The organism is Isoptericola sp. NPDC057559 (assembly GCF_042801555.1).
Taxonomy (GTDB): domain Bacteria; phylum Actinomycetota; class Actinomycetes; order Actinomycetales; family Cellulomonadaceae; genus Isoptericola.
In genome coordinates, this window is record NZ_JBHVFQ010000006.1 from 34,172 (window position 1) to 58,066 (window position 23,895).

At 76.3% G+C, this 23,895-nt stretch carries 23 protein-coding genes; 10 read left to right on the forward strand and 13 right to left on the reverse strand.

Annotated elements, in window-relative coordinates:
• Positions 1–43: 43 nt before the first annotated feature.
• Positions 44–1,282, reverse strand: coding sequence for an enhanced intracellular survival protein Eis (eis, locus tag ACFU5J_RS08285; RefSeq protein ID WP_430578409.1), 1,239 nt, complete (start codon positions 1,280–1,282; stop codon positions 44–46).
• Between the two features lie 61 nt (positions 1,283–1,343).
• On the opposite strand from eis, the gene ACFU5J_RS08290 reads away from it, so the two are divergent.
• The gene (locus tag ACFU5J_RS08290) at positions 1,344–2,756 is read left to right on the forward strand and encodes an MFS transporter (RefSeq protein WP_430578410.1); all 1,413 of its coding nucleotides are present in this window, start codon (positions 1,344–1,346) and stop codon (positions 2,754–2,756) included.
• Here the strand turns inward: ACFU5J_RS08290 and ACFU5J_RS08295 are convergent.
• Complete coding sequence (locus tag ACFU5J_RS08295; protein WP_430578411.1) at positions 2,740–3,204, reverse strand: GNAT family N-acetyltransferase; 465 nt, start codon at positions 3,202–3,204, stop codon at positions 2,740–2,742. The two genes, ACFU5J_RS08290 and ACFU5J_RS08295, sit on opposite strands and share 17 nt — an antisense overlap.
• Positions 3,205–3,239: 35 nt before the next feature.
• On the opposite strand from ACFU5J_RS08295, the gene ACFU5J_RS08300 reads away from it, so the two are divergent.
• The 3 genes from ACFU5J_RS08300 (at position 3,240) to ACFU5J_RS08310 (ending at position 6,300) form a co-directional block, all read left to right on the forward strand.
• The gene (locus ACFU5J_RS08300) at positions 3,240–4,268 is read left to right on the forward strand and encodes a DUF2804 domain-containing protein (RefSeq protein ID WP_430578412.1); all 1,029 of its coding nucleotides are present in this window, start codon (positions 3,240–3,242) and stop codon (positions 4,266–4,268) included.
• 66 nt (positions 4,269–4,334) lie between these two features.
• Positions 4,335–5,330, forward strand: a complete 996-nt coding sequence (locus ACFU5J_RS08305; protein ID WP_430578413.1) for an NAD-dependent epimerase/dehydratase family protein — start codon at positions 4,335–4,337, stop codon at positions 5,328–5,330.
• Positions 5,331–5,532: 202 nt separating this feature from the next.
• Complete coding sequence (locus ACFU5J_RS08310; RefSeq protein WP_430578414.1) at positions 5,533–6,300, forward strand: SDR family NAD(P)-dependent oxidoreductase; 768 nt, start codon at positions 5,533–5,535, stop codon at positions 6,298–6,300.
• Between the two features lie 33 nt (positions 6,301–6,333).
• Here the strand turns inward: ACFU5J_RS08310 and ACFU5J_RS08315 are convergent, their stop codons facing one another.
• Genes ACFU5J_RS08315 through ACFU5J_RS08325 form a run of 3 tightly spaced genes read right to left on the reverse strand, consistent with a single transcriptional unit; the run spans position 6,334 to position 8,051 of the window.
• The gene (locus tag ACFU5J_RS08315) at positions 6,334–6,843 is read right to left on the reverse strand and encodes an SRPBCC family protein (protein WP_430578415.1); all 510 of its coding nucleotides are present in this window, start codon (positions 6,841–6,843) and stop codon (positions 6,334–6,336) included.
• Entirely contained in the window at positions 6,840–7,220 is a 381-nt protein-coding gene (locus ACFU5J_RS08320) for an ArsR/SmtB family transcription factor (RefSeq protein ID WP_430576206.1), read from the reverse strand. The genes ACFU5J_RS08315 and ACFU5J_RS08320 overlap by 4 nt, the downstream gene beginning before the upstream one ends.
• Before the next feature lie 30 nt (positions 7,221–7,250).
• On the reverse strand, positions 7,251–8,051 hold the full coding sequence (locus ACFU5J_RS08325) for a DUF2599 domain-containing protein (protein ID WP_430578416.1): 801 nt from the start codon (positions 8,049–8,051) through the stop codon (positions 7,251–7,253).
• A 74-nt stretch (positions 8,052–8,125) separates the two neighbouring features.
• Between ACFU5J_RS08325 and ACFU5J_RS08330 the strand changes: the two genes are divergently transcribed.
• Positions 8,126–8,983 carry a siderophore-interacting protein gene (locus ACFU5J_RS08330; protein WP_430578417.1) on the forward strand — a complete coding sequence of 286 codons (858 nt, stop codon included), beginning with the start codon at positions 8,126–8,128 and terminating at the stop codon, positions 8,981–8,983.
• 23 nt (positions 8,984–9,006) lie between these two features.
• Here the strand turns inward: ACFU5J_RS08330 and ACFU5J_RS08335 are convergent, their stop codons facing one another.
• From ACFU5J_RS08335 to ACFU5J_RS08345, 3 genes are all read right to left on the reverse strand, one after another.
• On the reverse strand, positions 9,007–10,149 hold the full coding sequence (locus ACFU5J_RS08335; RefSeq protein WP_430578418.1) for a M24 family metallopeptidase: 1,143 nt from the start codon (positions 10,147–10,149) through the stop codon (positions 9,007–9,009).
• A 62-nt stretch (positions 10,150–10,211) separates the two neighbouring features.
• Positions 10,212–11,135: an NADP-dependent oxidoreductase gene (locus ACFU5J_RS08340; protein WP_430578419.1), complete on the reverse strand. Its 924-nt coding sequence runs from the start codon at positions 11,133–11,135 to the stop codon at positions 10,212–10,214.
• A 68-nt stretch (positions 11,136–11,203) separates the two neighbouring features.
• Positions 11,204–11,914: a DUF981 domain-containing protein gene (locus ACFU5J_RS08345; protein ID WP_430578420.1), complete on the reverse strand. Its 711-nt coding sequence runs from the start codon at positions 11,912–11,914 to the stop codon at positions 11,204–11,206.
• A 114-nt stretch (positions 11,915–12,028) separates the two neighbouring features.
• Here ACFU5J_RS08345 and ACFU5J_RS08350 point away from each other — a divergent pair, with 114 nt between their 5' ends.
• Positions 12,029–12,670: a TetR/AcrR family transcriptional regulator gene (locus tag ACFU5J_RS08350; RefSeq protein ID WP_430578421.1), complete on the forward strand. Its 642-nt coding sequence runs from the start codon at positions 12,029–12,031 to the stop codon at positions 12,668–12,670.
• A gap of 28 nt (positions 12,671–12,698) precedes the next feature.
• On the opposite strand, the gene ACFU5J_RS08355 is transcribed toward ACFU5J_RS08350, so the two are convergent.
• Positions 12,699–13,706 (reverse strand): GlxA family transcriptional regulator, encoded by a 1,008-nt coding sequence (locus tag ACFU5J_RS08355; RefSeq protein ID WP_430578422.1) that lies wholly within the window; start codon positions 13,704–13,706, stop codon positions 12,699–12,701.
• 82 nt (positions 13,707–13,788) lie between these two features.
• Here ACFU5J_RS08355 and ACFU5J_RS08360 point away from each other — a divergent pair, with 82 nt between their 5' ends.
• On the forward strand, positions 13,789–14,406 hold the full coding sequence (locus ACFU5J_RS08360; RefSeq protein ID WP_430578423.1) for an isochorismatase family protein: 618 nt from the start codon (positions 13,789–13,791) through the stop codon (positions 14,404–14,406).
• Between the two features lie 19 nt (positions 14,407–14,425).
• On the opposite strand, the gene ACFU5J_RS08365 is transcribed toward ACFU5J_RS08360, so the two are convergent.
• Together ACFU5J_RS08365 and ACFU5J_RS08370 are read right to left on the reverse strand one after the other, a co-directional pair.
• Positions 14,426–15,637, reverse strand: a complete 1,212-nt coding sequence (locus ACFU5J_RS08365; protein ID WP_430576197.1) for an amidohydrolase — start codon at positions 15,635–15,637, stop codon at positions 14,426–14,428.
• Positions 15,634–16,869 (reverse strand): hypothetical protein, encoded by a 1,236-nt coding sequence (locus ACFU5J_RS08370; RefSeq protein ID WP_430578424.1) that lies wholly within the window; start codon positions 16,867–16,869, stop codon positions 15,634–15,636. Before ACFU5J_RS08370 ends, ACFU5J_RS08365 begins: the two co-directional genes overlap by 4 nt.
• 50 nt (positions 16,870–16,919) lie before the next feature.
• Between ACFU5J_RS08370 and ACFU5J_RS08375 the strand changes: the two genes are divergently transcribed.
• The 3 genes from ACFU5J_RS08375 (at position 16,920) to ACFU5J_RS08385 (ending at position 19,492) form a co-directional block, all read left to right on the forward strand.
• Positions 16,920–17,564: a GntR family transcriptional regulator gene (locus ACFU5J_RS08375; protein WP_430578425.1), complete on the forward strand. Its 645-nt coding sequence runs from the start codon at positions 16,920–16,922 to the stop codon at positions 17,562–17,564.
• A 117-nt stretch (positions 17,565–17,681) separates the two neighbouring features.
• Positions 17,682–18,866 carry a sensor histidine kinase gene (locus ACFU5J_RS08380; RefSeq protein ID WP_430578426.1) on the forward strand — a complete coding sequence of 395 codons (1,185 nt, stop codon included), beginning with the start codon at positions 17,682–17,684 and terminating at the stop codon, positions 18,864–18,866.
• Complete coding sequence (locus tag ACFU5J_RS08385; RefSeq protein ID WP_430578427.1) at positions 18,863–19,492, forward strand: response regulator; 630 nt, start codon at positions 18,863–18,865, stop codon at positions 19,490–19,492. Before ACFU5J_RS08380 ends, ACFU5J_RS08385 begins: the two co-directional genes overlap by 4 nt.
• A 15-nt stretch (positions 19,493–19,507) precedes the next feature.
• Here ACFU5J_RS08385 and ACFU5J_RS08390 read toward each other — a convergent pair whose 3' ends face one another.
• Positions 19,508–22,063, reverse strand: a complete 2,556-nt coding sequence (locus ACFU5J_RS08390) for an ATP-dependent DNA ligase (protein ID WP_430578428.1) — start codon at positions 22,061–22,063, stop codon at positions 19,508–19,510.
• Between the two features lie 5 nt (positions 22,064–22,068).
• Complete coding sequence (locus ACFU5J_RS08395) at positions 22,069–23,649, reverse strand: LPXTG cell wall anchor domain-containing protein (RefSeq protein ID WP_430578429.1); 1,581 nt, start codon at positions 23,647–23,649, stop codon at positions 22,069–22,071.
• Positions 23,650–23,895 lie beyond the last annotated feature (246 nt).

Below are 23,895 nucleotides of genomic sequence, written 5' to 3' on the forward strand. Positions count from 1 at the left end.
CCGTCGGCGCGCCCAGGCCGGGGCGCCGGCGGGGGAGGGCCGGTCAGAAGCTGTCGCGCACGTGCACCTGGCGGCCGCCCCACAGGGCGTCCCAGACGGCGTCGTGCGCGTCGGGGCCGCTCAGCCCGCCCGCGAGCCGCACGTTTGCCGCCGACTGCGCGCCCGCCCACGACTGGGCGAGGCCGCCGGAGGTGAAGGTCGGCCGGTCGCCGGGGACGGCGTCGGCGTCGGGCACCACGCGGACCGCGCCGTCGGCGGCCTCCAGGGTCCACGCGCCCTCGAGGTCGGGCGTGCGGGGGTCGGCCACGGCGAAGGGCACCTGGGCGGCCACGGGCGCCACACGGGCCGCGCCCAGCGCGCCGGGGACGTCGAGCAGGCGCAGCATGTACGGCTGCGGGGCGGGCGTGGCCGCGTGGTCGGGCAGGACGAGGCGCGCCACGTCCAGCCCGGACCACCCGCCGGAGGTGCACACCTGCACCCACCCGACCACCGCCGAGAACGAGCCGAGCACGCGCCACAGGGCGCGGGCCGCGTCGGGCGACAGGGCGACCAGGTCGTCGACCTCGAGCGCGGTGCTGCAGTCGTAGCCCTGGCCGCGCGACCAGCTCGCGAAGCCGAGCACCTCCTCGTCGTCGCCTGCGCCCCGCACCGCCAGCGTGACGCCCGTGTACTCGGCGTCCGGGCCGACCAGGTCGCCGGCCTCCATCGCGAACGGCTCCTCGGCGCGCGACAGGGGCCCGTTCTGCGCGGACGCCCACGCCTCGTACACGCGCCGGACGGCCGGGACGTCCGCGGCCGTGGCGCGGCGGGCGCGGACGCCGCCCTCGGCCGGGGGCACGGCGGCGAGCGCCGACATCGGGACGCGGACCTCCTCGAACGCGCCGACCACCTCGTACCCGAGCCCGCGGTAGATCCCCGTGGACGACGGGAACAGGGTCGAGACGACGTCGCCCAGCGCGCGGGCCTCGGCGAGGGCGGCCGTCATCAGCGGGCGCAGCAGGCCGGAGCCGCGACGCTCGGCCGCGACGGTGACCCCGGCGAAGCCCGCCGTCGGGAGCCGGGCCCCGTGGAACCACGACGTGAACGAGCGCACGCCCAGGCCCGCGACGACCTCGCCGTCGTCCGTCGCGACCCACGGCCGGATGTTCGGCAACGGCCAGGCGGCGGGGTCCGGGTCCGGGAGGGGGGTTGCCGGCGCGCCGAAGGCCTCCGCGCCGAGGCGGCGTGACGTGGGGACGTCCGCGATGGTGGTGCGCCGGAACTCTCGGGTGTCGCTGCTCACGGCGGCGACGCTAGCGCGCCTCGCCCGGCGCGTCACCGGTATTGCGCCGTACCGTGATCCGGTGAGCCAGCCGTCCGTGCCGGACGCGACGCTGGCCCGGCTGCGCAGCCGGGTCCTCGTGGTCGCGATCCTCGCGTCGTTCGTGTCGTTCCTCGACGGGACCGTCGTCAACGTGGCGCTGCCCGCCATCGGCGACGAGCTCGGCGGGTCGGGAGAGGCGCGGCTCGGCCTGCAGCAGTGGGTGGTGGACGGCTACCTCGTGACCCTGGGGTCGCTCATCCTGCTGGCCGGCTCCCTCTCGGACCTCTACGGGCGGCGGCGCGTGCTGGTCGCCGGGCTCGTCGGCTTCGCGGCGGCCTCCGTGCTGTGCGCCCTCGCGCCGACCGGGCCGGTGCTCGTCGGCGCCCGCCTGCTCCAGGGGGTGGCGGGCGCGCTGCTGGTCCCGAGCTCGCTGGCGCTGATCATCTCCACGTTCGACGGCGAGGCGCAGGGTCGCGCCATCGGACGCTGGACCGCGTGGACCGGCACGGCGATGATCGTCGGGCCGTTCGTCGGCGGGGGGCTGGTGGACCTGCTGTCGTGGCGGTGGGTGTTCTGGATCAACCTGCCCGTGGTCGTGGTGACGCTCCTGCTGCTGCGCCCCGTCCCGGAGGTGCGCCAGACCACCGGCCGTCGCCTCGACGTGCCGGGCGCGCTGCTCGCCGCGACCGGCCTCGCGGCCGGGGTGTACGGGCTGATCGAGCAGGTGTGGGCGGCCGCGGGGCTCGGCGTCGTGCTGCTCGTGACGTTCGTCGTCTACGAGCGCCGGGCCCGCGACCCGATGATGCCGCCACGGCTGTTCGCCGCGCGGAACTTCGCGTGGGGCAACGTGGCGACGTTCGCCGTCTACGGTGCGCTGTCGCTGGGCGGCTTCGTGCTGGGGCTGTTCCTGCAGCAGGTGGCGGGCTACTCGGCGACGGCCGCCGGGGTGGCGCAGCTGCCGTCGACGATCGCGATGCTCGCGCTGTCCACCCGGTTCGGCACCCTCGCGGCCCGGTACGGCGCGCGGTGGTTCATGACGGTCGGCCCGGTCGTGGCCGGCGTCGGCTACCTGCTGCTGCTCGCGATGGACGAGAGCGCCACCTACGTCACCCAGGTGCTGCCCGGCCTGCTCGTCTTCGGCCTGGGCCTGTCGATCACCGTGGCGCCGCTGACCGCCGCGATCCTCGGCGCGGCGCCGCCCGCGGACGCCGGCATCGCGTCGGCCGTGAACAACGCCGTCTCGCGCGTCGCCGGCCTGCTGACGGTCGCGTTCGCCGGCGTCATCCTCGGCGGCGTGCTCGACGTCGCGTCGTTCCACCGCGCGCTGCTCGTCACCGCAGGCCTGCTGGTGCTCGGCGGCCTGGTGAGCATGGTCGGGATCCGCGACGTGCGTCGGCCTCCCACGGTCGCCGGCCCCGAGGCCGGAGGGCCGGAGGTCACAGGGGCAGCTTGAACCCCTCGTGCGACTGGGCGTAGCCCAGCGACCGGTAGAAGCGGTGCGCGTCGGGGCGCTGCTTGTCGGAGGTGAGCTGGGCGAGCGCGCAGCCGCGCTCGCGGCCGCGCTCGTGCGCGTGCTCCATGAGCGCGCGGCCCAGTCCCTGGCCGCGGAGCGTCGCGTCGACGCGCACCGCCTCGACCAGCAGCCGGGTGGCGCCGTTGCGCGAGATGCCGGGCACGAACGTCAGCTGCATGACGCCCACCACCGCGCCGTCCAGCTCCGCGACGACGAGCTCGTCGTTGGGGCTGGACTCGATCGCCTCGAACCCGGCGACGTGCGCGGGACCGTACGACCCGGTGCGGGTGGCGGCGACGGCGTCGTCGGCGATGAGCTCGACGACGCGGGGCAGGTCGTCGCGGGTGGCGGTGCGGAAGAGGACGCGCGGGGCGGGGGAGTCGGGCACGCCCGGACGGTAGCAGGGCCCGCTAGCCTCGCCCCGTGACCCCGCACGTGAGCGAGCCCGAGATCACCGCGGACGTGGCCCTGTGCCTCCCCGACGGGCGCCTGGACCCGGACGCGGTCGGGTGGTCGCGCGCACCCCTGCACGACACGTCCGGCGTCGGCCGCGGGCTGCGCGGGCTCGGGCGGACCAAGCGGTGGGAGTACTGGGCCGTCGTCACGCCGGACCACGTCGTCGCGCTCACGACCTCGGCGCTCGACTACGCCGCGCTGCACCAGGTGTGGGTGTGGGACCGGGCGTCCGGGGCGGAGGTCGACGCCGTCGCGATCGCGCCGCTGAACCGGTCGGCGACGCTGCCCGGGCGGCTCGGCGCCGGGCCCGTGCGGTCGAGCACGCGCGCGGTGGCGATCGCGGTGGACGAGGAGCCCCGCGGCACGCGCCTGCGGGCCCGGACGTCCCGCGTGGACCTCGACGTGACCGTCGCCCGGCCGGCGGGCCGAGAGCTGCTCGGGGTGGTGGTGCCCTGGTCGGACCGCCGGTTCCAGTACACGGTCAAGGACGTCGGCCGGCCGGCCGCCGGCGGGCTCCGCGTGGACGGCGTGGAGCGCGCGCTGCCGGCCGGGTCGTGGGCCGTGCTGGACCACGGTCGGGGGCGGTGGCCGTACCGCGCCGCGTGGCAGTGGGGCGTGGGCCTCGGCCGCGGGGTCGACGCCGCCGGCGCGGGGCACGAGGTGGCGCTGCAGCTCGGCGGCACCTGGACCCGGCAGGGGCCGACCACCGAGAACGGCGTCTTCGTGGACGGCGTCCTCCACAAGATCCACGACGAGCTCGACTGGACCTTCGACCCGGCCGCGTACACCGCGCCGTGGCAGGTGCGGGGAGAGCGGCTGGACCTCGCCTTCGTCCCCGCGCACGACCGCGTGAGCCGCACCCAGCTCGGCGTCGTCGCGTCGTCGACCCACCAGTGCTTCGGCACCTGGTCGGGCTGGGTCGCCGCCGACGACGGGTCGCGCATCACCGTCGACGGGCTCGACGGCTGGGCGGAGGACGTCGCGCAGCGCTGGTGACCGGCCGGTTTCTGCGGTGCGCAGAAAGGACGGGCGCCGGGCGCCGGCTCGCGCCAGGGTGGGCCCATGAAGCTCCTGGTGCTGGGTGGGTCCGTGTTCCTGTCGAAGGCCGTCGCGGCGGACGCCGTGGCGCGCGGCCACGAGGTGGTGGCCGCCAACCGCGGCCGGTCGGGCCCGGTCCCGGACGGCGCGCGGCACGTGCCGCTGGACCGGTCCGAGCCGTTCCCCGCGGGGCTCGCGGACGAGGGCTTCGACGCCGTCGTCGACGTGTCCCGCACGCCGTCGCACGTGCGCGAGGCGGTGGCCGCGCTGCCCGGCGCGCACTGGGTGTTCGTCTCGACCGTGAACGTCTACGCCGACGACTCCGACCCCGGCGGCCCGGGGGCGGGCGTGCTCCGTGCTCCCGAGACGGACGACGTCGACCCGGCGTCGGGCTCCGAGGCCTACGGCGCGATGAAGGTCGCGTGCGAGGAGGCCGTGCTGGCGGGCACCGCGGGGGCCGCCGTCGTGCGCCCCGGCCTGATCGTCGGCCCGGACGACACGAGCGGGCGGTTCGCCTACTGGCCCGCGCGGATGGGCCGCGCGCTCGAGGGCGCCGTCGACGTGCTGGCGCCCGGCGACCCGGTCGACCCCGTGCAGGTGATCGACGTGCGCGACCTCGCGTCGTGGGTCGTCGACCTCGCCGAGCGTCGCACGACCGGGGTGTTCGACGCCGTGGGCCCGGTGACGCCGATCGGCGACCTGCTCGCGGCGGTGGCCCGCGGCGTGGGCGCGGCGCCGCGGTGGGAGTGGGCGGGGCGGGCGCGCCTGGAGGCGGCCGACGTCCGCCCGTGGTCGGGGGAGCGCTCGCTGCCGCTGTGGCTGCCGCGGCCGGAGTACGACGGGATGCCCGCCCACGACGCGGCGCCGGCGATCGCCGCGGGGCTGGCGCCGCGGCCGGTCGAGGAGACCGCCCGGGACACGCTCGCCTGGCTGGCCGCGACGCCGGGGGCCGCGGTCACGGGGCTCACCGCTGACGAGGAGGCCGAGGTGCTGGCCGGGATCCGCGCGACCTCGGCCTGACGGTCGCAGGATCTGACGCGCGAGGTGCGATGCGTCACTTTCGGCCGGGATCGGGGTCCCCGGACCGTCGACCGGGGTTACGGTCGAGGTGTCAGCGCCCCCGCCCTCACCAGGGCCGACGGGGCGGTCGTTCGTCCCGTCCGGGCCGTCGTCGCGCACCCCGCACCCCGCCCGCCGGGGCGTGGTGCGAAGGAGTACGGACATGGCCACAGGCGGCAGCTTCCAGGGACGGGTCGCGCTCGTGACGGGCGGCGGCTCCGGCATCGGCGAGGCGGTGAGCAAGGAGCTCGCGGCCCACGGCGCGAAGGTCGTCGTGACGGACATCCGGCTGGACGCGGCGCAGCGCGTCGCCGACGAGATCAAGGCCGCCGGGGGCGAGGCCGCGGCGTTCGAGCAGAACACCGCCGTCAAGGAGGACTCGGCCCGCGCGGTCGCGTTCGCGAAGGAGACGTTCGGCGGGCTGAACTACGCGGTGAACAACGCGGGCATCGGCGGCAAGCAGGCGCCGGCCGGCGAGACCGACCTCGACGACTGGGACCGCGTCATCGGCATCAACCTCAACGGGGTGCTGTACGGCATGCGCGCGCAGATCCCCGCGATGCTCGAGCAGGGTGCCGGCGAGAGCGCCATCGTCAACATGGCGTCGATCCACGGCACGGTGGCCGCCCTCGGCAACGGCGCCTACACCGCGGCGAAGCACGGCGTCGTCGGCGTCACGAAGAACGCCGCCGCCGAGTACGGCCCGCAGGGCCTGCGCATCAACGCCGTCGGCCCGGCGTACATCAAGACGCCGCTCGTCGAGTCGAGCCTGCCGCCCGAGGCGCGCGAGGCCCTCGTCGCCAGGCACCCGCTCGGCCGGCTCGGCGAGCCGGAGGAGGTCGCGCGGGTGGTGCGCTTCCTGCTGTCCGACGACGCGTCGTTCGTCACCGGCGCGTACTGGCTGGTGGACGGCGGCTACACGACCGTCTGACGGCGAGCCCCTCGCCTCGACCTCGCGTGCGGATCAGGCCGCGAGCCCGGCGGCCAGCTCGTCGACGAGGTCGAAGCCCTCCTGCAGGCCGCCCTCCATGCCCGACCCGACGATGGCGTCGCGGACCTCGCGGCTCGGCGCGCGGGTGACCAGCGTGAGCGTGGTGGCGCCGTCCTCCTCGACGAAGGAGTAGGTGTTGAGGGTGGCCGCGGCGTCGCCGTCGGGGATGCCCTCGAACACCTCCGTGTGCTCCAGGCGCTCGGCGGGCACGATCTCGGTGAACTCGCCGTGGAACGCGACCTCGAAGCCGCCGTCGGCCTGCATGACGTAGCGGTACGCGCCGCCGACGCGCAGGTCGATCTCGACGCTCGACACCGTGCCGCGCTGCCCGGCCCACCAGCGCGCCACGAGGTCGGGTTCGGTGAAGACCCGCCAGACGGCGGCGGCCGGCGCGGCGAAGCGGCGCACGACCTGGATGTCGGTGTCGTTCGGCAGCGTCAGGACGGCGCTGCCCCTCTGCTGTGCCGGGGTGGTGGCGGTCATGGTGTCTCCTCGGATGGTGCCCCGGGCGTGGTCCCGGTGGCGTCGGCGTCCTCGCGGGCCAGGTCGGCGAGCACCTCGTCGACCAGCGCGAACCGTTCTTCCCAGAGCCGCTCGTACCGGCCGACCCACGCGTGGATCTCCTGCAGGGGCCGGCTGTCGACGCGGTAGAGGCGACGACGGCCGTCGTCGCGGACCTCGACCAGCCCGACCTCCCGTAGCACCCTCAGGTGCTTGGAGACGACCGGCTGGGCGACGTGGAGCAGCTCGACGAGCTCGCCGACGCTGCGCTCCTGCTGCGCGAGCGCGTCGAGGATCTCGCGGCGCCGGGGCTCGGCCACCGCGTTGAACGCGTCCGTCGTCGTCGCTGCGCGTGCCACCTTCTCAATGTATGCCTATAACGGAATGTGTCAAGAGGTCGGGTTGCAGCGCGCCGCCATCGTCGCGACGAGGCCGACGTCGGGCCGCCACGGCTCCAGGTTCCAGGTGGCCTTGCCGGGGGCGCCGATCGCGTGGCACTCGAGCTGGTCGTGCATCGTCGTGGTGTCGACCTCGGGGTCCTCGGCGACCAGCTCCGCCCAGACGAGGTCGACGCCCGCCTGCCCCGCGCCGCGCGCCCACGCGGTCGCGTCGACGGCCAGGGAGCGGCCGCCCTCCCGGTCGCCCCAGTCGGCCGACCGCACGCCGTCCGTGCCGAGGACGGTCGTCGCGCCGGTCGGGTCGGACCCGGCGGGGGCGCGCACCTCGAGGTGCGTGTCGTCGACCGCGACCAGGCGTGCGCCCCGCGGCGCCGCGAGCCCGCCGGTCGCGGTGCCCCCGGCGCGCACGCCCATGCTGCCGTCCGGGCGTGGCGCGAGCGTGCCGCCCGAGGTGAGGGCGATCCGCGGCGGGCCGGCGGCGTCGTCGCCGAGTGCCGCCGCCGCGAACGTGATCGCCGCCGTCCCCGCGTCGTCGTCGCGGTCGACCGTGACGCGCGGGTCGTCGTCCGACGCGCCCGGCACGGTGACCTCCAGGGTCACGTCGCCGGCCGTGACGACGACGCGCGCCCCGGCGGCCGGCGTCGGGGTCGGTCGCGGGGGCGCGGGGGAGGCGTCCGCCCTGGCCGTCGGGTCGGCGGGCGCGGGGGTCGCCGGCGCGCACGCGCCGAGGGCGGTGCCGAGCGAGGCGACGACGGCGAGCGTGAGGGCGGCTCGCGACGGGCGGGGGTGCACCCGCCCAGTCTCCGTCACGTCCGCGGGCCGGCCCGTCCTGGCCAAAGAAGTGAGGGTCGCCTAACCTTACTTCCGTGAGCACCCGCACCCTGTCGAAGCCCGTCGACCCGCACGTCCTCGTCGCGGAGGTCGTGACGGCCAAGCGCCTCAGCCCGCACCTGCAGCGCGTCACGCTCGGCGTCGAGGACATCGAGCAGCTGACGCTCGTCGGTCACGACCAGTGGTTCCGGCTGTTCCTGCCGCGCCCGGGCCAGGACGCGCTGCGCCTGCCCACGCGCACCTCCAACCTCGGCTGGTACGCGCAGTACCTCGCGACACCGCGCTCGCGGCGCCCGCTGGTGCGCAACTACACGATCCGGTCGGCGCGCCCCGAGCTGCGAGAGATCGACGTCGACTTCGTCCTGCACGGCCACGACGGGCCGGCCGCGGCCGACGAGCCCCTCGGGCCGGGCGCCGGCTTCGCGCTGTCCGCGCAGGCCGGCGACCGCGTCGGCATCCTCGACCAGGGCGCCTACCACCGGCCCGCCGCCGAGTGCGCGTGGCGGTTGCTCGTCGCCGACGAGAGCGGCCTGCCCGCCGTCGCCGGCGTCTGCGAGTCCCTGCCCGACGACGCCCGCGGGGTCGTGGTCGTCGAGGTGCCCACCGCCGACGACCGCCAGGACTTCCGCGCCCCGGCGGGCGTCGACGTGCGCTGGGTGGAGCGGGACCGCGCCGCGGCGGGCGACCCCGCCCTCGGCGAGGTCCCCGGCCGCGCCGCCCTCGCCTTCGTGCGCGGGGAGCAGCTCCCGCCCGGTGACGGGTACGCGCTGGTCGCGGGGGAGCAGGCGCTCGCCGCGGGCGTGCGCCGCCACCTGGTGGCCGAGCGCCACTGGCCGAAGGGCCAGGTCGACTTCGTCGGGTACTGGCGGCACGGCAAGGCCTCGCCCAGCTGACCTGCTGGAACGGGGTCTGCGGGCTACTCGACGATGGTCACCTCGTGCGGCGACGTGTTGAGCCGCGCGCCGGAGCCGGGTGCGTCCGGCAGGCCGGCGACGCCCGCGGGGAACGCGACGACGATGTCCTCGATCCGGACGCCGAACTCGCCCGGCAGGTAGATCCCGGGCTCCACGGAGAAGCACATCCCCGCCTCGATCGGGGTCCCCTCGCCCTCCACCATGTACGGCGGCTCGTGCGTGGTGAGGCCGATGCCGTGGCCGGTGCGGTGCACGAAGAACTCGCCGAACCCGGCCTCCGTGATCACCCGGCGCGACGCGCGGTCCACGTCCTGGCACGCGGCGCCCGGCCGGACGGCGTCGACCCCCGCCTGCTGGGCCGCCCGCACGACGTCGTGCACCTCCTGCTCGCGGGCGGTGAGCGGCCCGACGTGCACGGTGCGCGTGGTGTCGGAGCCGTAGCCGTCCGCCAGCCCGCCGAAGTCCATGACCACCATGTCGCCCTCGCGGATCACGCGGTCGCCGGCCTCGTGGTGCGGGTCGGCGCCGTTCTCCCCGGCGCACACGAGCGTGAAGTCCACCTGCTCGTGGCCGTGGGCGCGCAGCAGCGCGTCGAGGTCCTCGGAGACCTCGCGCTCGGCGCGGCCGGCGAACGTGCGGCGCACGATCTCGCCGAAGACGGCGTCCGCCCCGGCGCCGGCGGCGGCCAGGCGGGCGATCTCCTCGGGCGACTTGGCGGCGCGGAGCATCGGCAGGGCGGTGGTCACGGCGGCGTACGACGACGAGGGCAGCGTGCGCTGCAGGCCGAGCACGTGCAGCGCCCACGCCGCGTCGCTGATCGCGTAGCGGCCGTCCGGGCGCAGCAGCCGGCCGGCGACGGCGTGCTCGTCCTCGCCGTCGGACCAGGCCACGGCGTCGATACCGCCGACGGCGCCGACCTCGAGGTCGTGCGCCTCGAGCTTCGGCACGACGGCGACGGGGTCGGACCCGTCGGCGGGGATGGTCAGCAGCGTGAGCCGCTCGGTGTCGGCGGCCGGGGTGTAGCCGAGGAAGTAGCGCAGGTCGGGGCCCGGGGTGACGAGCACCCCGGCGAGCCCGGCGGCGGCGGCCTGCGCGGCGGCGCGGCGGCGGCGCTCGGCGTACACGGCGGGGGGGAAGGGCGTCATGTGCCCAGCGTGCCGCCCGGTGCCCCGCTCCGCACCCCGCCGTCGCCGGACCCGGCGTGCGCTCAGACGCGCACGACGATCTTCCCGCGGCCGTGCCGGGACTCGCTGGCGCGGTGCGCGTCGGCGGCGTCGGCGAGGTCGAAGACCTGGCCCACCTCCACGGCGACCTTGCCGGCGTCGATCAGGGCGCCGAGCGCCTCGAGGTCCGTGCTGGACGGGCGCACCCACACGTAGTGCCCGCCGTGCTCGGTGCGGGCGGTCGCGTCCACGATCGAGGTGATCGTGCCGCCGCCGGCGAGCACCTGCGCGCTCACCGCGACGGCGTCGCCGCCCGCGTAGTCGAGCGCCACGTCGACGCCGCCCGGGGCGAGGGCGCGGACGCGGTCGGCCAGCCCGTCCCCGTACGTCACGGGCTCGACGCCGAGGCCGCGCAGGTAGTCGTGGTTCGCCTCGCTCGCCGTGCCGATCACGCGGGCGCCGAGGCTGCGCGCGATCTGGACGGCGAAGGACCCGACGCCCCCGGCGGCCGCGTGCACCAGCACGGTCTGGCCCTCGCGGACGCCGGAGCGCAGCACCGACTGGTAGGCGGAGAGGCCGGCGAGCGGGACGGCGGCGGCCTCCTCGAAGCTCAGCGACGCGGGCTTGCGCGCCAGCGTGCGCACGGGCGCGGCCACCAGCTCGGCGAACGTCCCGGCGTGCACCCAGTCCTTGCGGACGTAGCCGTAGACCTCGTCGCCCACCTCGTACTCCGGGGTGTCGAGGCCGACCTGCTCCACGACGCCCGCGACGTCCCAGCCCGGGATCACGGGGAACTGGGTGTCCATCAGGCCCTCGAGGTGGCCCTGGCGCACCACCCAGTCCACGGGGTTGACCGACGCCGCGCGCACGCGCACCAGCACCGCGTCGGCGCCGGGGTGCGGGTCGGGCTGGTCGGTGAGCTCGAGGACGTCGGCGCCGCCGAAGCGGGAGTAGGTGATCGCTCGCATGGTGCGCACAACACGGGCCGGGCCGCGGGGCTTCCCGCGTGCCCGGCCCGGCCGGTGTGACGTCGGCGTCAGCCCATCGTGTTGACGATGAGGCCGATGTGGGTGAAGAAGTTCATCGCGCCGAACAGCAGGAACGCGAGGCCGGCCAGGCCCCAGGCCCAGCCGATGACGACCCGGAGGCCGCGGCCGGCGCCGTCGCGCAGGGCGAGGGGGAAGAGGATCGCGCCGAGGCCCACCAGGGCGATGAGGCCGGACATGAAGATCGCCTCGACCAGCGGGTAGGCCGCGAAGGCGCCCGAGATCGGCTCCTGCGGCGGGGCGGCGAAGAGCTGGTAGGTGACGCCGGCGACCGCGATGGCGACCAGGCCGAGGCCCATGCCCAGCACGAAGACCGAGACCGGGCGGGCGACGGCGCGCAGGTGGTCGGTGGCGTCCTCGCGGGCGAGGGCCTCCTTGCCGCGGGTCCAGAGGTAGAACGCGGCGGCGAGCAGGAGCACGCCGAACGCGAGGCTCGTCTCGCCGAAGATGATGTTGTCGAACGGGAAGCCGCCCGCCGCCAGGGGCCACGTGAGCGTCATGTGCAGCCCGGTGGCGGTGAGGATCAGGCCCAGCACGCCGAACGCGAGCGCCCAGCCCTCGGCCACGACCTTGCGCGGCGAGCGCAGCAGCTCGCGCCCGAGCCAGACGAGCAGCAGCAGCCCGGCGCCCACGGCGACGGACATCACGGTGTTGTAGGTGGGCATCTGCGCCCAGTCGATCACGAGGCCTTCCGTGGCCATGTCGGTTCATCTCCTCGGTTCGTGCCGCCGGCGGCGGGTCTGTCGATCGGGCTAAACCATACGTGCGTATGAATAATTCCGGTGCAGTCGGCACCCGGCGCCTACGATGGGCCGGTGACCGAGAGCGAGCCCGCGACGGGCCCCGGGACCGGCGGTCCGCGGGGCCGCCGCATGGTCCAGGACCGCGGCGCCGACAAGCAGGACCGGATGGTCCGGGCGGCCGCGGTGCTGCTCATCGACGAGGGCTTCGGCGCGATCACGCACCGCCGGGTCGCCGAGGCGGCGGGCCTGCCGCAGGGCTCGGCGTCGTACTACTTCCCGAGCAGCGCCGCGCTCGTCGCCGCGGCCGTCGAGGCCGCCGAGGAGCTGCGCGGCGCGTCCGCGCAGGCCGCGGCCGACGCGCTCCCGCGCCGCCGCCGGTCCGCGGCCACGACGGCGCGGCTGCTCGTCGAGGTCCTGTACGCCCCGCACGTCGACGACGCGGTCGTGGCCCGGCGGCTCGACCCGATGATGACGGCGATGCGCGACCCCGCCCTGCAGCCGATCATGCGGCGCTCGCGGCCCAGGCTGCTGGCCGCCGCCCGCACGGTGCTGGCGGCCTCCGGGTTCGAGGACGCGTGCGCCGACCCGCGCGACGTCGACCTCGTGGCGCACCTCGTCGACGCGGCGCTGCTGACGGCGGCCTCCTCCGGCGCGGACGGCGTGCTGGACCGCGCGACGGCGACCGTCGCGCGGCTGCTCGAGCGCTGGCGCTGAGGCGGGCCGCGCCGCGCCGGCCGAGGCGTCAGGCGGTGATCCGGAAGCGCTCGCGGTACTGCGCGGGCGTGGTGTCGAGCTGCCGCCGGAAGGCCCGGGCGAGCGTGTCGGTGGTGCCCAGCCCGCACGACGTGGCGACGCGCGCCAGGGAGTGGTCGGTGGTCTCCAGGAGTTGGCGGGCCCGCTCCACCCGCGCCCGCTCGACGTAGGCCGCCGGGGTGGTGCCCAGCTCGGCGCGGAACAGCCGGGCGAGCTGGCGCTCGCCGAGGTGGGCGTGCGCCGCGAGGTCGGGGACGGTCAGCGGGTCGGTGAGGTGACGCGCGACGTGCTGCCGCAGCCCGGCCATCCGACGGGTGGCGGAGGCGGGCTCCACCGACACGGAGAACTGGCTCTGCCCGCCCGGGCGCTGCAGGAACATCACCAGCTGGCGGGCCACGCGCAGCGCCACCTCCTGCCCGTGGTCGTCGGCCACGAGCGCCAGGGTGAGGTCGAGGCAGGCGGTGAGGCCGGCCCCGGTCCAGACGTCGCCGTCGCGCACGAAGATCGGGTCGGCGTCGACGCGGACGCCCGGGTGCTCGGCGGCGAGCTGGGGTGCGGTGGACCAGTGCGTCGTGACGCGGCGGCCCTCCAGCAGCCCGGCGGCCGCCAGCACGTGCGCGCCCACGCAGACCGACGCCACGCGGCGGGCGCCGTCGGCCAGCGCCTGCACGCGCGGCACCAGGGCCGGGTCGACGAGGGCCCGGACGCGGCGGGAGTCGTCGACCTCGACGGCGCCCGGCACGACGAGGGTGTCGACGCGGCGCCCGGCGAGGTCGTCGAAGGTGGCGTCGGGCAGCACGCGCACGCCCGCGGAGGTGCGCACGGGGCCGGCGGTCTCGGCGGCGAGGACCACCTCGTACCCCGTGGGGCCGTCGAGCTCCCGGGCCAGGAGCGCGAAGACCTCGGCCGGGCCGGTGACGTCGAGCAGGTCGACGCCCTCGAACAGCGTGACGACCACGAGCCGCTCGATCATGATGTCCGGATCTGCAGGTTGCACGACATTGCCGACACGATAGCCGCTTCGTAGCGTGGAGGGGCGGCGTCCGACGACGCCCCGCCCGCTCTCGAAAGGACCACCGATGACCGGCACGACCAGCACGACGCTGCGCGACCTCTCCGGCCTGGACCAGGCCCCCGCGTCGCTCGCCCGATCGACCCTGATCCTGGTCGACTACCAGAACACCTACACGCGGGGCGTGATGGAGCTCGACGGCTGGGAGCCGGCCCTCGACGCCGCGGCCGACCTCCTCGCCCGGGCCCGCGCGGCCGGCACCACCGTGATCCACGTGCGGCACGACGGCGGCGCCGGGTCGCCCTACGACCTGGACGACGAGCTCGGGCAGATCCACCCCCGCGTCGCGCCGGCGCCCGGCGAGTCCGTGGTGACCAAGACCGCGCCGGACTCCTTCGTCCGGACCGAGCTGGGCGACCTCGTCGCCGCCGCCGGGCACGACGACGTCGTGGTGGTCGGGTTCATGACCCACATGTGCGTGACGTTCACCGCCCAGGGCGCGTTCCTGCGCGGGCTGCGGCCCACCGTCGTCGCCGCGGCGTGCGCGACGCGGCCCCTGGCGAGCGCGGCGGGCGAGGCCCCCGCGGCGCAGCTGCACCGCGGGGCCCTCGCCACCGTCGCGGACCTGTACGGGGTGGTCGTGGCCACCGCGGACGACCTCACGGGCGAGGCCGCGCCCGCCTGAGGCCGACCGACACCTGGCGTCAGACCAGCACCTCGTCGTCGCGGGCCACCACGCGGCCGCCCGCGACGACGAGGGCGCGGCGCGGCGCGCGCACCACGGCGTCCGGCACGTTCTCGGCGTCCACGAGCAGCACGTCCGCGGGCGCGCCGGCCACCAGGTCGTGGACGTCGCGACCCACGAACCGTGCCGCGTCCGCCGAGGCGACGCGGGCCGCGGTCACGAGGTCCTCGTCATGGCGCAGGCCGGACAGCCGGGCGAGCTGCGTGGTGAGCGCCAGCAGGTCGCCGGTGCCGTACGGGGACCACAGGTCGCGGATGCCGTCGGTGCCGAGCCCGACGGCCACCCCGGCCTCCCGCAGGCGCAGCAGCGGCAGGGGCGCGGCCCCGATCGGGGCCACCGTCGTCATCGTGATGCCGGCCTCGCCCATCGCGGCGACCAGGTCCGCCTGCCGCGCGGCCGGCAGCTGGCCGACGGCGAAGCCGTGCGCCACGTTGACCCTGCCCTGCAGGCCCGCCCGCAGCGTGCGGTCGATCATCAGCTCGATCTGGAACGCGCCCAGGTCGCCGCCGTCGTGCAGGTGCACGTCGATGCCGACGCCGCGCTTCTCGGCGATCGCGAAGAGGCCGTCGAGCTGGCCCACCGGGTCGCGGTCGATCGACGCCGGGTCCAGGCCGCCGACGTGCTCCGCGCCCGCGGCCGCCGCCTGGTCCAGCAGCTCCAGGACGCCCGGTCGGCGCAGCACGCCGTCCTGCGGGAACGCGACGATCTCCGCGTGCACGGCGCCGCCCAGCGCGGCCACGGCCTCCCGCACCACCTCGATGCCCCGCAGCCCGACGCCGAGGTCGACGTCGACGTGCGTCCGCACCGCCGTCGTCCCCGTGCGCACCGACTCGCGCAGCACGGCCAGCGTGACGTCCACGCCGGGGATGCCGAGCTCGTCCCGGTGCGCGCGCTCGTGCGCGATGCGGCCCTGCGTGCCGCCCTCGCCGCCGTAGCTCACCCACGGCTTGCCCCACCACGACTTGTCGACGTGCGCGTGCGCGTTGACCAGGCCGGGCAGCGCGAGCAGCCCGCCGCCGTCCACCACGCCGTCCGTGCCCGCGGCGGGCGCCGCCGCGTCGTGCGGCACGACGGCGGTGATCACGCCGTCCGCCACGTGCAGGTCGGAGCGCTCGCCGCCCCAGGGCCGCACGTCGCGCAGCACGGTGACGGTGGTGGGTGAGCTGGTCATCGGGGTTCCTCCTCGAAAGGGGCGACCGTCTGCGGCCGCCCGGGGATCGTGATCTCGTAGCTCGCGTCGGCGCCGTCCAGCGCCTCGGCGAGCGGGACGACGGTGGCGCCGTCCCAGGCGCCCTGCTGCGTGTACCCGCCGGCCAGGACGGCGTGCTCGGCCCCGTCGGGCCCGCGCCACACCGCCACCGTCTCGTGCCGGCGCTCCGTGGGCAGCACGACGTCCGTGCCGTCCGCGCCGACCACCTCGATGCTCGGCCCCGACGCGGCGTTGCCGAACGGGCCGTTCCCGGCGACGACGAGCGTGCCGTCGTCGGCCCGGGCCACGCCGTGCTGGTGGGTGTCGGCGGCCAGGTCGGTGGTCGTGACGCGGCCGGTGCCCGGGTCCACCCGCGCGAGGGCGCGGCCCTGGTACGGCAGGAGCAGGTCCCCGTTCGCGTCGAGGACGGCGTAGTGCGGCTTCTCGAACGACGCGAGGCCGCCCTCACGACCGGACGGCGCGACCTCGATCGCGCGGGTGCGCCCGCGCTCGGGGTCGACGACGGTCACGGTGAAGCCGTCGTGGTCGACCGTGTAGACCTCGTCGCCGTCGTCGCTCACCAGCACGTCGAACGGGCGCAGGCCCACCGGCACGGAGGAGACGACCTCGCCGCTGCCGGCGTCGAGCGTCTCGAGGAACGCGGCGTCCCCGGTGCTCACGGCGACGTGCACGCGCTCGCCGTCGGGGGAGACGGCCAGGCCGAGCCCGCCGCGGCGGTACTCGCCGAAGGCCACGTCGGCGGGCCGGTGGTCGTAGGGGAAGAGGTCGGTGCGGACGCGGGAGTCCAGGTCCACGACGGCGACGCCCTCGGCGGTGGAGACGAACGCGCGCCGGGAGCCCTCGTCGACGGCGACGTCCCACGGCGCGGCGCCCACGGCGATCTCGTCCACGACGGCGGAGCCGCGGCGTGCGGCCGGGTCGACGACGGCGAGGGTGTCGCGCTCGGCCTGCGTGGCCAGGAGCAGCTGCGCGGGCCCGGGCTCGGTGGCGGGCTCGGTGGCGGGCTCGGTGGCGGGCTCGGTGGGTGCGGGTGACGCGGTGGGTGAAGTCTCCGCCGGGCCCGCGGGGCCCGGCGCGGCACCGGGCGCGGCGCACGCGGCGAGGGTGAGCAGGGCGGCGGTCGTGGCTGCCGCCGAGCCTGCGAGCCGTCCCGTGCGCGCGGGGTGGCGCGCGGCTCGGGAGCGGGAAGTCACGACGGGATGGTATGCCATTTTTCCTCCGGATGGGCTGGCAGGATGAGCGCATGACCTCCGAGCACGCCGCGGTCTTCGAACCCGAGTCCGTCCGGGTGGCGCGGGCCGTCCGCGAGCAGATCGTCGACGGCACGCGGGAACCCGGCAGCAGGCTCGTCGAGCGCGACCTGGCCGCCGAGCTGGGCGTGAGCCGCATCCCGGTGCGCGACGCGCTCCGCACCCTCGTGGCGGAGGGCCTCGTGACCCCGCGACCGCGCACGTGGGCCGTGGTGCGGGAGTTCACGGACGCCGACGTCGCCCAGCTCCAGGAGGTGCGGGAGGCGACCGAGCCGCTGCAGTTCCGGCTCGCCGCGCGGCGCCGCACCGAGGCGCAGCTCGCCGCGCTCGCCGAGGCGTGGCAGCGCGAGGACGCGGCCGCCCGGGCCGGCGACGCGCCCGCCGCACGACGGGCGGGCGCCGACTTCCACGAGCGGGTGGTGGACGCCGCGGGCAACCCGGTGCTCGCCGAGCTGCACGTCGTGACCGCCAGCCGTGTGCGCTGGCTGCTGGGCCAGCACACCGACCTCGCGGCCATGGCCGACGAGCACCGGACCCTCCTGGACGCCGTCCGCGGCGGCGACGAGGAGTCCGCGGCCCGGCTGGCGGCCGAGCACCTGGGCACCAGCCGCACCGCGGTGACGGAGCGTCGCGCCTGAGGTCATGCCGCCAGCCTCGCGGCGACCACGGCGGGCGCGCATCGGGCCTCCGGGGCGCGCGGGATCGTCCGAACGGATGAGGTGCGCACCGCCCCCGCCCGGCTAGCGTGGCTGACCGTGCCCGGATCACTCACCCGCGGGGTGCACCTCGCCTTCGCCGCCCTCGTCGCGACGTCGGCGGTGCGCTACCTCACCAACCACGGCCTGGACGGCCGGTGGTGGCTGGTGGTCGCCCTCCTGCTGGGCGTCGTCGCGGCCTACGCCGGGCTCGTCCTGCTCACCCGCCGCCCGGCGCCGGAGGGCGCGGGGCCGGGCGCCGTCGCGGGCACCGTGCTCGGTGTCCTGCTGGTCGCGTGGGCCGCGCTGGTGCTCGTCGCGCCGAGCTTCGCCTGGTCGGCCGTCCCGCTGTTCTTCGTGTGCCGCAGCCTGGTGCCCGTGCCGACGGCGCACGTGCTGGTGGGCGCCGTCGCGGTCGTCACCGGCGTCGCGCTCTTCGACCTGTCGGGCCGCAGCGACTGGGCCGCGGCCGTCGCGCCGCTCGTCGTCGCGGTGCTCCTCAGCCTCGCCTACGACGCGATCGTGCGGCAGGCCGGCGAGCGCGTGCGCCTCCAGCGCGAGGTCGCCGTCCTCGCGGAGCGCGAGCGCGTGGCGCGCGAGATCCACGACACCGTGGCGCAGTCGCTCTCCTCCGCCGTGCTCCGGCTGGAGGCCGCCGACCAGCGCTGGGACGTCGACCCCGACGCGGCCCGCGACGACGCGCGGCAGGCCGCGGTCGCCGTCCGGGCCAGCCTCGGACAGACCCGCGAGCTCGTCCACGACCTCGTCGACCCGTCCCCGGCGACCGGGGGCGTGGCGCCGGCCGACGTCGAGGCCGCGATCCGCGCGGCCGCGCGGCGCCACGTGCCCGACGCCGGGCTCACCGTGGTGGGCGACCCGGTGCCGGTGGGGCCCGAGGTGGCGCACGCGCTCGCGCGCATCGCCCAGAGCGCCGTCGCGAACGTGCACCGGCACGCCGGCCCCGCCCGGCTCGGGCTCACCCTCACCTACCTGCCCGACGCCGTCGCGCTGGACGTCTTCGACGACGGGCGGGGCTTCGACGTCGACGCCGTGGCCTCGCGCGCCGCCGGGCCGGCCGGCGGGTTCGGCCTCCGGGCCATGCGCCAGCGCGTGGAGCAGCTCGGTGGCACGATCACGGTGGAGAGCGCGCCCGGGGACGGCACCGTCGTCGGGGTGCAGCTCCCCGCGCCGCGCCCGACGTCCGCGGGCCCCGCGACCGGCCCGACGAGCCAGGAGGACGCATGAGCGACCCGATCACCGTGCTGCTCGTCGACGACCACCACGTGGTCCGCGCCGGGCTGCGCGCCCTGCTCGACTCGCAGCCCGACATCAGCGTGGTCGGCGAGGCCGGCACCGCGGACGAGGCGCTCGACGCCGTCGGACGGCTCGCGCCCGCGGTCGTCGTCATGGACCTCGAGCTCGGGGCGGCCGAGGACGGCGTGGCCGCCACCCGCCGCATCCGCACCACCCACCCGGACGTGCCGGTGCTCGTGTTCAGCGCCTACGACACGGATGCCGACGTGGTGCGCGTGGTCGACGCCGGCGCCATCGGCTACGTGCTCAAGGACGCCCCGCCCGCCGAGATCTTCGCGGCGGTGCGCGGCGCCGCCGTCGGGCGCAGCGTGCTGTCCCCGCCCGTCGCGTCCCGCCTGCTGCAGCAGGCGCAGAACCCCGGCAGCGCGCTCACCCCGCGCGAGGCCGAGCTGCTCACGCTGCTCGCCCAGGGGCTGAGCAACCGCGAGCTCGGGCGGCGCCTGTTCATCTCCGAGGCGACCGTCAAGACCCACCTCGCCCACGTGTACGCCAAGCTCGGCGTGGAGTCGCGCGCCGCCGCCGTGGCGCACGCCCTGCGCGGGCAGACGGTGCGCTGAGGTCCCGCCGCCGGCTCAGCCCTCGACCTGCACGTCCGCGGGCCGCTTGTCGTCGCGCCACCCGCGCCACACGGAGTGCCGCAGCCGCGGGCCCTCGTCGTCGGGGAGGTCGTCGTCGGCCTCGCCCAGGTCGCCCGGGTCGCGAGTCCAGTCGCCGTACTCGACCTCGGCCACCTGCTCGGGGGCGGCCCACCGCGCGTGCACGGCCTCGGCCCGCGGCACGCCGTCGAGCGGTGCGTCGTCCACCGGCCGCAGCCGCCGCACGACCTGGCGCCGCTCCGCCTCCTTGAAGCCGGTGCCGACCTTGCCCACGTAGCGCAGCGCGCCGCCGTCGTCCGGCACCGCCAGCAGCAGCGACCCGGCGACCGTCGCGTCCTCCCGGCCCGTGCCCGCGTGCAGGGGTCGCCAGCCGACCACCACCACCTCCTGCGTGCGCGCGTGCTTGATCTTCAGCCAGTCGCGGGAGCGGCGGCCCGGCGTGTACGGCGCGCCCCGCCGTTTCGCGACGACGCCCTCGAGCCGCATGAGGCGGGACGTCTCCAGGGCCTCGTCGAGCGTGCCGTCCAGCGCGTCGGGCACGTGCACCGGGCGGCGCGGCGTGACGACGCGCGCCAGCTCGGCCCGGCGTTCCTCGTACGGCCGGTCGGTGACGGCGCGGCCGCCGACGGACAACGCGTCGAACAGCACGAGGTCGACCCCCACGCGGCGGCGCGCCTTCTCCACGTCGCGCGGCTTGGCGAGGTTCGCCCGCTGCTGGAGGCGGTGGAACGACGGGCGGCCGTCGGCGTCGAGCGCCACGATCTCGCCGTCGAGCGCCAAAGGCAGGTCGTCGGCGGACACCATGCCGCCGAGCGCCTGCAGCTCCGGGAACGTCGGCGTGAGGTCCTGCCCCGAGCGCGACGTGAGCCGCACCCGCGGGGCGTCGTCGGCCTCCTGCGGTGCGTCGACCTGCACCACCGCGCGGAAGCCGTCCCACTTCACCTCGAACGCCCAGCCGGCCGGGTCCAGGCGGGCCAGCTCCGCCGGCGGCGCGGTCGACGCCAGCATCGGGCGGGGCGCCTCGGCCGGGGCCTCGGTCGCCTGGGGTGGGGGCACCGGTCTGGCTGGCACCGTCGGGGGTTCGGCCGTGTCCTCGTCGTCGCCCGGCTGGGCCTTGGTGCGGTGGATGAGCCACGAGTTCTGGTCGTCCCCGCCGCGCCCGCCCGTGCGGATGAGCGCGAGGCGCCGCGAGCCGCGCCGGTCGCTGTGCAGGGTGACGATCACCTCGCCCTCGCGCCACTTCTCCAGGTCGTACGTGCCGGCGTCCCAGATCGTCACCTCGCCGCCGCCGTACTCGCCGGCGGGGATGCTGCCCTCGAACGACCCGTACTCGAGCGGGTGGTCCTCCGTCTGCACCGCGAGGTGGTTCTGCTTCGGGTCGGTGGGCTCGCCCCGCGGCAGCGCCCAGCTCACGAGGACGCCCTCGTGCTCCAGCCGGAAGTCCCAGTGCAGGCGGCGGGCGTGGTGCTCCTGGATCACGAACGTCGGGGCGCCGTCCCGCTCGCCCGGCACCTCGGGGCCGAAGGGCTCGGGCGTCCTGTCGGGGTCGCGCTTGGCGCGGTAGGTCTCGAGCTTCTCGGCGGGGGTGCGCTCGAACGTGGCCATCCGCTCCGGCGTCGGCTCGAGCTGCGCCAGGTGCCCGGCCGCGAGGGGCTCCAGGAGGTCGCCGTCGCGCTCCAGCCGTTCCAGCACCTCCGTGAACGACAGCTGGCGCAGGCCCGGGTCGTCGAGCTCCGCCCACGAGCGCGGCGCGGCGACCGTGGGCTCGTCGCGCCCGCGCAGCGAGTACGGCGCGATGGTCGTCTTGGCGCCGTTGTTCTGCGACCAGTCCACGAGCACCTTGCCCGCGCGCAGCGACTTCTTCATGTCGCTGACCACGAGGTCGGGGTGCTCGAACTCCAGGTGCCGCGCGAGCTCGTGCGCCACGGCGGACACCGCGTCCGTGGTCAGCGACTCGTCGTGGCCGGTCAGCGCCGCGTACAGGTGGATGCCCTTGGAGCCGCTCGTCACGGGCAGCGGGTCCAGGTCCATGCCCCGCAGGATGTCGCGGGCCAGCCGCGCCACCTCCGCGCACTCCGCCAGGCCCGCGCCCGGCCCCGGGTCGAGGTCGAGCACCAGGCGGTCCGGCGGCATCGGCGCGCCGGTGCGCCCGAACCGCCACTGCGGCACGTGGATCTCCAGCGTCGCCGTCTGCCCCAGCCACGTGAGCGTCGCCAGGTCGTTGACCAGGACGTAGTCGTTGGTCGACGTGCGGTGGCGGATGGCGTGCCGCGGCACCCACGACGGCGTCGACGCGTCCAGGTTCTTCTGGAAGAACATCTGCCCGGAGACGCCGTCCGGCCACCGCTTGCGCGTCGCGGGCCGGTACGCCGCGTGCCGCAGCAGCGCCGGCGCCACCTGGGCCAGGTACGCCAGCACCTCGCCCTTCGTCGTCCCCGTGGCGGGGAAGTACACCTTCTCCAGGTTGGTCAGCTGCAGGCGTCGGCCCTCGACGGTGACCGTCTGGGGCTTGCTCGACGACGCTCGGGCCATCCCGACTAGCTCCGTCGGCGGCGCGCGACGCCGACGCCGAGCGCGCCGAGGGCGAGCAGCACCGCGGCGAGGACGGCCACGGGCCCCAGGTCGGCGCCGGTCCGCGGCAGCTCGCCCGGGAAGCTCGGCCCGGTCGTCGGTCCGCCAGTCGGCGGCGGGACCACCGGCGCGGACGCGCTGGGCGACGGCGAGGGGCTCACGGACGGGCTCGGCGACGGGCTCGGGCTGGTCGTCGGCGTCGGTGTCGGCGAGGGGCTGGGGGACGGGCTCGGCGAGGGCTCGACCACCGGGACGGTCTCGGTGACCGGGGGCGAGATCGCCCCACCGTCGTCGCCCGACGCGGTCGCGGTGTTGACCACCTCGCCGGCCTGGACGTCCTCGGCCGTCACGGTGTACTCGCCGCGGCACGTGGTCTCGTTGGCGGGGGCGTCGCCGAGGGCGCCGAGCGTCGTCGACTGGCACACGACGTCCGGGATGCGGTCGTCGACCACCTCCAGGTCGGTGACCGGGGCGAGGCCGGAGTTGGTGACCGTGTAGGTGTAGGTCACGGTGTCGCCGAGCCGGTAGGGGCCGGGGTCGTCGGCCACCTTCGTGAGCGTGAGGATGGGCGACGGGTCCACGGACTCCAGCACCACGTTGCGGATGAGGTGGACGTCGGTGAACAGGCCGGTCGAGGCGGAGAAACCGAACTTGTACGTCTCGGGGACGGGCTCGGGAGCCGGGATGTCGAGGACCTGCTGGAGGTCCCCGTCGGCGCCCGCGATCGACACGGTGACGCGCGGGTTCGGCTCCGGGCTCACCGTCACCTCGACGGTCCGCTTGTCCCCCTCCAGGAGCGCCGCGGCCTCGCCCGCGCCGATGCCTCCGGGCAGCGACGTGGTGGTGCCCTGGAGCGTCACGGGGAGCGTCGACGGCCACGACGTCGCCGTGGGGTCGTCGAGGTTCTCCGCCGTGGAGGTGAGGAAGCAGTAGCCCTGCGTCGTGTCGGTGCCCACCGGGCCGCGCACGGTGATCTTCTCAGGCTCCGGGATCCGGAACCCCGTCCCCGCCGGGGACGCCTGGTCCGCCGGGCAGCCGAGCCCGCGGTCCTCCCAGTCGCCGAAGTAGTTGCCCAGCACGTCCAGCCCGATGCCGAGGTAGCCGCCCACGACGCCCGGGACGATGTCGTTGGTGGGGATCCCGTCCGGCCGCTTCTGCGCGTACCCGAGCGAACCGCCGAAGGCGCCGGGTGCGACGAGCTCCGCCTCGCCGTCGACCAGGAAGAACGCGATGCCGTCGGCGGGCGCCGGGTCGGCCGTCGTCGTGCCGTACTGCCATTGCTCGAACCGCACGACCAGGCCCTGCTCGGCCGGGATCGGCGTGTCGAAGAGCACCGCCCCCGACTGGTCGTTGGACGCGTCCGTGAGCTGCAGGTAGCCGTCGGGCGCGCCGCCGAGCGGTGGCGAGTTCACCGTCCGGCTGGGGTCGCAGCCGGCGAGGGGATGGGCGCCCGCGGTGGGGTTCCCCTCGGTGGCGCCCGTGAGGCAGGCCGAGCCGTACGCCGAGAACAGCGGGTCCGCGGTCGCCCCGGTGAACGTCTCGTCCACGAAGACGGCGCCCTGAGCGGCGGCGACGCCGGCCCCCGCGCCGACCCCGAGCAGGCACAGTGCGGCGACGGAGCCCGCCGTCCGGCGGCGGGTGCCCGGTCGGTGTTGACGCGAACGAACCTCCGGCGGTGGGGTCACGATGCTCAGGTTCCCACCGGACCCGAGTCCATGCATGCCCTGCGACCGAGGTCGCGTCCGGGCACGGTCGAGGACCGTCAGCCACGGGCTCGGTGCCGGGTGGTGGTG